Here is a 2,058-nt window from a genome sequence, read left to right as displayed (position 1 = left end):
CCGTGCGGTGGTATCCGCCGAACCCACCAGCGCACGACGACCTACCCACCTACCCCTTCCAAACCCAGCGTTTCTGGTTGGAGGCACCGGACCACCCGACCATCGGCCCCGGTGACAGCGGATTCTGGGACGCCGTAGCGCGTGAGGACGCCACCGCGCTCGCCGGCCTGCTCGGCACCGACGAGGATCGTCTCGCCGAGATCCTCCCACTCCTCTCGTCGTGGCTGCGTAACCAGGGCGTGGATGAATGGCGCTACCGCGTCGCCTGGACGCCGTACCGTCCCGCCCCGGCGCGAACCCCGGCCGGCACCTGGATGGTCGTCGCCGCCACCGATGACGCCTGGGCCAGCGCCATCACACAGTCGCTCACCGAGCACGGATGCCCGCCGATCCGGCTGACCGGAACCGCCGACCGCGAGGCCCTGGCCGGCCACCTCCGCGTCGCATCCCACGCCGCCGGCGATTTCCTAGGCGTCCTCTACCTGCCAGGGCACACCCCGTCCCTCCTGCATGCCGTCGTACTCCTGCAGGCACTCGGCGACGCCGACGTGCCGGCCCCACTCTGGATGGTCACCTCCGAAGGCGTCCAGGCCGTACCCGGCGAACCCGGCGCAGACCCGGCCGCTACGGCGCTGTGGGGACTGGGCCGAGTGGCGGCGCTCGAGCACCCCGAGCGCTGGGGTGGCCTCATCGACCTTCCGACCGCACCGACCTCCGTCGCTACGCACCACCTGCTCGACCTCCTCACCGGCCACGGCGGTGAGGACCAACTCGCCGTACGCCCGGAAGGTGTCTTCGCCCGCCGCCTGGAGCACGCCCCACCGGTTGCGGCCGCGTCACCCTGGCGCGCCCGCGGAACCGTTCTGGTCACCGGGGGCACCGGGGCGCTCGGCGGTCAGCTGAGTCGCTGGTTGGCCCGACAGGGAGCGGAGCACCTCGTCCTCATCAGCCGCACCGGTGACCGGGCGCCCGGCGCGGACCAGTTACGGGCCGACATGGAGGAACTCGGGGCGCGGATCACGTTCGCGACGTGCGACGTGACCGACCGTTCAGCGCTGGCCGAGGTGCTGACCGGCCTGCCCGGCCTCACCGCGGTCTTCCACGCCGCCGGAGTCCTCGCCGACGGCGTACTGGCCTCGATGACGGCCGCGGATCTCGACGCGGTACTCCGCACCAAGGCCGACGCCGCGTTCCACCTCCACGAGCTGACCATGGAACGGAAGCTCGACGCGTTCGTGCTGTTCTCCTCGCTCGCCGCCACCGTCGGCGGTCCCGGCCAGGGCAACTACGCGGCGGCCAACGCCTACCTCGACGGCCTGGCCCGGATGCGGCGTGCGGCGGGGCTGCCCGCCACGTCGATCGCCTGGGGACCGTGGTCCGAGAGCGGGATGGCAGCGACCGACCCCGCAGTGCTCGACCGAGTACGGCGCAGCGGCGTGCGCCCTATGGACCCGCACCGAGCCCTGCAGGCCCTCGGCCGGGCGCTGAGCGCGGACGACACCGAGGTGACCGTCGCCGACTTCGACTGGGACCGCTTCCTGCCCTTCTTTACCGCGACCCGCCCCAGCACGCTGTTCGCCCGGCTGCGCCCAGCTTCCTCCCCGGAGACTCCACCGGATGAGACATGGGTTCCGGTCGCGGGCCGCCCGGATCTGGTGCTTGATCTCGTACGGTCACAGGTCGCTGCCGTCCTTGGACACTCCTCCGCCGACCGGGTCCAACCGGCGCTGACGTTCCGCGAGCTCGGCTTCGACTCGCTGACCGCCGTCGAACTGCGTAACCGGCTCAACGCGGCCACCCGCCGCACCCTGCCGGCCACCCTGATCTTCGACTATCCGACACCGGCCGAACTGGCCGAACACCTGCTGGAGGAGGTCGCGGGCGGGGAATCCGCTGGCCCGGCACCCGCGGTGCAGGCGGCCACGACCGCCGAGCCGATCGCCATTGTGGGTATGGCGTGCCGGTTTCCGGGTGGTGTGACCTCGCCGGAGGGTTTGTGGCGGCTGGTGGTGGATGGCGTTGACGCTGTCGCTGGGTTTCCTGCTGATCGGGGTTGGG

The 2,058-nt window shown here is 71.8% G+C and carries 1 protein-coding gene; it reads left to right on the top strand.

Going from position 1 to position 2,058, the window contains the following annotated elements; translation table 11 throughout:
- Positions 1-77 precede the first annotated feature (77 nt).
- Positions 78-2,058, top strand: a 1,981-nt coding sequence (locus tag ACLQ28_RS34375; protein ID WP_425690424.1) for an SDR family NAD(P)-dependent oxidoreductase, incomplete at its 3' end; no start/stop codon positions are given.

Origin of the sequence: Micromonospora sp. DT201, assembly GCF_049841575.1 — a bacterium.
GTDB lineage: Bacteria > Actinomycetota > Actinomycetes > Mycobacteriales > Micromonosporaceae > Micromonospora.
This window is presented reverse-complemented; position numbering and strand designations above follow the sequence as displayed.